Below are 5,043 nucleotides of genomic sequence, written 5' to 3'. Positions count from 1 at the left end.
ATATACGGTTTTCGTGCTCTTTATGATTCGCATGCGTTGGAACCGAGGCCAGTGCCGGGCCGCCATCGATAATAAATACGCTCACGACATGTGCCAATTTTCTTGCTTGATCCGCAATTAAACTAGTGAGAAGTAGGTCATCATAAAAAATTAAATTTGCTATCGGTTTAGTATTTTTTATGGTGCACAGTAATTTTTTACCAGACCATTTTCCTTACTCATGAGCAGTGCTTAATTTTTTTTCAGGATACCTTTTTTTCTTGCTAAAAAAATGGCTTGATTGATTTGATTTAGTAAGCTTTGGTCAAGGTTTTTGCTCATGGCAATAGGTATGCATACTGTATCAACAGGCTTAGGTAAAATGCAAAAAAATGATCTGTCAGTTTTTTTTATCAAATTATTTTGCGAGAAATTTTCGTTCAATTCTTTGTCCATTTTGTCCATCGGTGTCGCACTATTCTTTAAAAATACTATTGCATCCATGCGCATTTTTGAAAGCTTAATAAGGCGTGCTGTTGTCGAATCTGGGTCATTTTCAAGTATAAAAAGCCTATTTTCCTGCAAATCGAAGTTTGTACCTGCACTGGTTCCTCTAACCATTCCTATTGTCTTTCCTTGGAGATCTGACAAATTGTTAAATTGGAAGCGTTTGTCGCAACGAGTAATTAACCAGGCATTATCTTCAGAAAAAGGTTCAGAAAAATTGAGATTGTCTAATCGCTCTTTCGTTTTTGAAATTCCCATGATCAGACCTTCTCCAGCATACGCACTTTTCAACGCCCGCTTCCAAGGTTGACGCTGTAAAGTGAATTTAATGTGTAGTTGATCTTCCATAAAATTGATCATCGCCTGTGTTTCTGGCACCACGGACGGTATGGTGAGCTCAGTGTTGATATCTGTATTAAAAAATATGGGAACAGGCGAGGAAGCATTTTCAGTTGCAGCATGACTGCAGCTGACGTGTGTACATATGACGCCGACAGAAAACGTGACAAGACTAATGCTGAGTTTTCTGAGCCAATTTATTTTCATCGAAGTGGTTTAGAAAGAGAAATAATTATTTATGTGGTCGCCGAATATTGACGAATCGCTAATCACATAGACTTTAATACGGGGGGGCTTATGATTTTTTTTCCGAAGTGATTAAAAATAAAAGCGCATGTTGATTTTTTTATTTAGAAATGCGTATTTTTATTGATGAAACACGATGGAATGCTCAGGAGCGTAGTAAAGCGAAATCAATTAAATTGGATAAATATAAATCAAGCGAATTGAAATGGTAAGAGTTGCAACCTGCTCTGATTTATTAACAGCAGATTGCAACTTACCTTCCAGTTCTTTTCGATTGTTCGGCGCTAAAACGATTGTGACATCAATACATTTGCCGCCTTGATTTGAGTAGGAGTCATATTCCAAATCATTGATGTATCAAGCAGCTCTAATTTTGCTACTTTCGCATTTGACGGATTTGGTACATTGATCGCCCATAAATGAAAACTCTTCGAATTTGTGGGATCCGTTACTCCAGCGTCGAACGTGGCTGGATTCGAGTATTTTCGAAAACCTCCTTTTAATAATCGATACGCCTGAGAACCATCCGAGAACGTTACTCGCAACGTATAGTCACAGCCTGACTGATGGCAGTACCACATGTATTCAGCGTTATTTCCATTGAGTGTATAGGGATAAATTTTCGCTAACTGCGTCACATCGGTGGGGTCAATTGTTTCGATTGAACTATCTGTGGCAAGAATTGGTGGATAAAAGCGTGAAACGTTGGGGGTTCCTGCATTACTCAATGTTAAAACGATTTTTGCGACAGGAATATTTCTTAAAACAGGGACATTGCCTTTGATCTGATCGACGCCAGAATTGGTGGTTACTGGCGTATATGGCTTCCAGCTTGAACTAACATTATCCCATTTTGAAAAATTTGTCGGAGAGGTTCCGTCCAACTTGATCTGTCCAGTGATCCAGCGTTGGATTCGGGCAATGTTGTAATCAGAAAAAAGAGAGAAGCCATTATATTTCGGGTCACTACCGTCGTCCGCGTGATCCATAGGATCTAAGCGGTAGCATCTGCCATTGGCGTCCAACTGGTAATTGCTTTGTTTCGTACACGATTGAAAAATGGGAGATGTTTTAGGCACCAGAGGGTGGCGAAACTCGTTTGTCGCGCTGTTATAGCCCCACGCGGATCCTGCCAGTGACCCTTGAATATATGGGTAGTGTTTTCCTGTTGGATCGTTATATTCTGAACGAGAGTGGTTAAGGCTCATCGCGTGACCTGTTTCATGTAATAAAAACCCATAAGAGTTTCCGCCGGTCGCCACACCAGCGCTTGGTATGCTGACACCGTTCCCTATCCAGGCCAATTTGTTCGTCCCTGGTTTAGTGTTGTCTACCGCAATAACAGATGAAAATGTAACCCGGTTAATACTCATATCACCGCTCGCCTGATGTACCTGATAAGTAAGATCATTGATTGCATCAACAAACAAACCACCATCGTTAATATCACTCATTGATGAGGCCAGATATGCCGGAGCGCCATTTTGCGGTGGCATGACAAAATAAGGGGAGACAAATTGACCGGCGGGATGGTTAACGACGGTAGCGTTTCCTGGCCAGCCAGCGGTGATTTGCTGCTTCATCTGATCAGTCATACGCATTATTCGTTCAGTGTTTAGATCGAGGCCTGTATTTGCGTTCGTTGCCCCAAAAAGGACAAACGGCAAAATCTGCATCGTCAGATCGATATTAGCACCAACAGTGACGGCGGTTTGTGTTGTGCGACCGTAGTTATCACTGGAAAAATTGACTAGCATACCTGGTGTAACTAACGCGGCTGGGATTTTTGCGGACCAAATATTATTCCCATACGCAGCTTCTCCTCCCTCGGTTGCTGGAAGCTTGTCTGGCGAATTGAGCGAAATACTTTGAATCAGTGTTTGATTATTCCAGATTTCTAATACCGGATTTTTAACGTCAGCTTGCGTAAATTGGATAAGCGCTAAGGCATCCCTTTGACCCGCTAAAATCAATGGTGCACTTCCTGTGGTTGTCGGCCATGACAGTCCATTGGGAGGAAGGACATGTGTTTGCGCAACCTCAATTTTTGTGACCGATATTGCAGGTAACTCTGGGTGATGTGTAGTTGGTGGTTGTACTGTAGATGGTGGTGAAACCTGATTAGTATCGTTCGGTGAACTCGCATTCGTATTCGTGCCTATTCCTGAACTCCCAGAACCACCTCCACAACCGCTTAATAGGGACGAAGCGATTACAAAAGTTGAAAATAGTCCAGTTGATGCGCTTTTTAACTTAGATTTTCTATTATCCATTTTCCCCTCATTACCTCTTTAAAAGAACTGCACCTCAATTCTGTAGAGGATAGTTATTCTCGAAGGAAAAAAATATTGCACTTTGGGGCAATTGACTATGCTTATCACATCCAAATTTTGAGGAGATAGGTCCGAATGGGACAAAAAAACCAACGAACGAGTTCTGCGGTTCTTTCGCATGCCGTTCATAAAAAGATATCCTTGTATCAGTGATTTTTCTTTTTTTAACAAATTACTTTGCTTTTCTATTCTGATTTGCACCAATGGGCAATATCCACCAAATTTTACATCCCTATACTAGTTGAAATGTAGTAACAATTTTGAGGTCAGGATAATGAGTCGTGATCAAATTTCACTTAGGCTATTTTTATGTTCACAGTCAACATCATCTCAAAGAATCAACTAGAAATTGACGCAATAACCATTGTATTAAAGTCATATGCTTTTGAAGTAAAGCCATTTGAAAGTTTAAAAAGTTTCGAATTGTCAGCAAATTACGCAAGGTCTTGCATTCTGATCGGTTTCTCCGAAATGATTTCAGAGGCCGATGGTTTTTTTGAAAAATTACAAAGGCTTAATCAACTCGTTCCTATCGTTGTCATGATCGAAGGAGGTCAATTCAAAAGACTACCTGAAAATCTTTTAAAAATAGGAATTTCTTATCTTGATCGGCCCGTCAATCGCACGGAGCTGATTGGACTGCTTGAAATCTTCAGACGCTCATTTGATTTCAAATAATCTACGGTGTTTTGATAGCTCAGAGTTTCTGAAATTTTTTATTCCCAATTTATGACGAGAGAGGTGCCAAAATGGTTATCGCGAATTCCGATTTCAGCAAAAAAATTGAACGTGCATACGCCATGCTAAAGATGGTTAGTTATACAAATGCACCTCACGAATTTTTAGCAATCTATTATCCCACTGAAGGAAATGCCGAGTCCCGGGCTTCTATTACTGAAAAAGTTAGTTCTTTGTTTCCCGAGTTCGACTTTTTGATCGTTGACATTACGTCTTCGCCTGAAGGAGAATCGAAGCTCGCATTGATACATCCGAAAGCGCATTTAATGTTAGAGCAACTGATTGCATCTGGTGTTGCCGCGGTTTTTGACCCTGACCATATGGCACTTTATGGTTTTTCTCCGAAATTTATGCGGCAAAATGACCTGTTTGAATTTCTGAAAGTTCTTCGTGAAGAATTAGATTGTCCAATGTGGAATTCGTGACTGACGACGGTTCGATGGTTTGATTAATGAGAAGCTTATAAGTAATAAAGTTACTGCAATATCACAACAAAACATTTTGTCAAAAAGCGCCATTCGATTAAATCAAAATCCAATGGAAATTTGCATTTGATGAGATGTCGTTAAAACACTTTTCACTCACTTAAGATCGAAATTTTCGATGTTTTACAAATTCTGACTGGTATTGCTGCTTTTTGTTTCGAAAGGGCGTTGTCAACGAATATCGTTTTCGCATAAAATTTCCATGTGGAAATTTTATCTATTTTTATTGATGATTATTTTGGTCAATTGGAATGAATAGAATGTGCAAATGTATAAAGTAACTTTGGTGTAAGAAATTTATTCGTTTTCTCGTCTTTCGTTTTGGCTAATATTGAACGTAAGATACTAATTCGCAATTAACCAAAGAAGCAATTCAATAGCCATCTCAATAGCTATCTCACGGACCGTCTCAGGTC

The 5,043-nt window shown here is 39.8% G+C and carries 4 protein-coding genes; 2 read left to right on the top strand and 2 right to left on the bottom strand.

Going from position 1 to position 5,043, the window contains the following annotated elements:
* Positions 1-231: 231 nt before the first annotated feature.
* Both ACO0KY_RS13070 and ACO0KY_RS13065 read right to left on the bottom strand, forming a co-directional pair.
* Positions 232-1,032, bottom strand: coding sequence for a substrate-binding periplasmic protein (locus ACO0KY_RS13070; RefSeq protein ID WP_423046682.1), 801 nt, complete (start codon positions 1,030-1,032; stop codon positions 232-234).
* 323 nt (positions 1,033-1,355) lie between these two features.
* Positions 1,356-3,344 carry a M66 family metalloprotease gene (locus tag ACO0KY_RS13065; protein ID WP_423046680.1) on the bottom strand — a complete coding sequence of 663 codons (1,989 nt, stop codon included), beginning with the start codon at positions 3,342-3,344 and terminating at the stop codon, positions 1,356-1,358.
* Positions 3,345-3,713: 369 nt separating this feature from the next.
* On the opposite strand from ACO0KY_RS13065, the gene ACO0KY_RS13060 reads away from it, so the two are divergent.
* Entirely contained in the window at positions 3,714-4,082 is a 369-nt protein-coding gene (locus tag ACO0KY_RS13060; protein WP_423046678.1) for a hypothetical protein, read from the top strand.
* Between the two features lie 71 nt (positions 4,083-4,153).
* Positions 4,154-4,567 (top strand): hypothetical protein, encoded by a 414-nt coding sequence (locus ACO0KY_RS13055; protein WP_423046676.1) that lies wholly within the window; start codon positions 4,154-4,156, stop codon positions 4,565-4,567.
* The last annotated feature ends 476 nt before the right edge of the window (positions 4,568-5,043 follow it).

It is taken from the genome of Undibacterium sp. Dicai25W (assembly GCF_049340505.1).
Classification (GTDB): domain Bacteria; phylum Pseudomonadota; class Gammaproteobacteria; order Burkholderiales; family Burkholderiaceae_D; genus Undibacterium; species Undibacterium jejuense.
Note: the sequence above shows the minus strand (reverse complement) of the source record. Positions and strands in the feature narration are given on the sequence as shown.

What these genes read in the sequence shown, in the direction of transcription:
- ACO0KY_RS13060 (WP_423046678.1), top strand. Translation starts at nt 3,714, where the DNA reads ATGTTCACAGTCAACATCATCTCAAAGAATCAACTAGAAATTGACGCA.
- ACO0KY_RS13065 (WP_423046680.1), bottom strand. Translation starts at nt 3,344, where the DNA reads ATGGATAATAGAAAATCTAAGTTAAAAAGCGCATCAACTGGACTATTT.
- ACO0KY_RS13070 (WP_423046682.1), bottom strand. Translation starts at nt 1,032, where the DNA reads ATGAAAATAAATTGGCTCAGAAAACTCAGCATTAGTCTTGTCACGTTT.
- ACO0KY_RS13055 (WP_423046676.1), top strand. Translation starts at nt 4,154, where the DNA reads ATGGTTATCGCGAATTCCGATTTCAGCAAAAAAATTGAACGTGCATAC.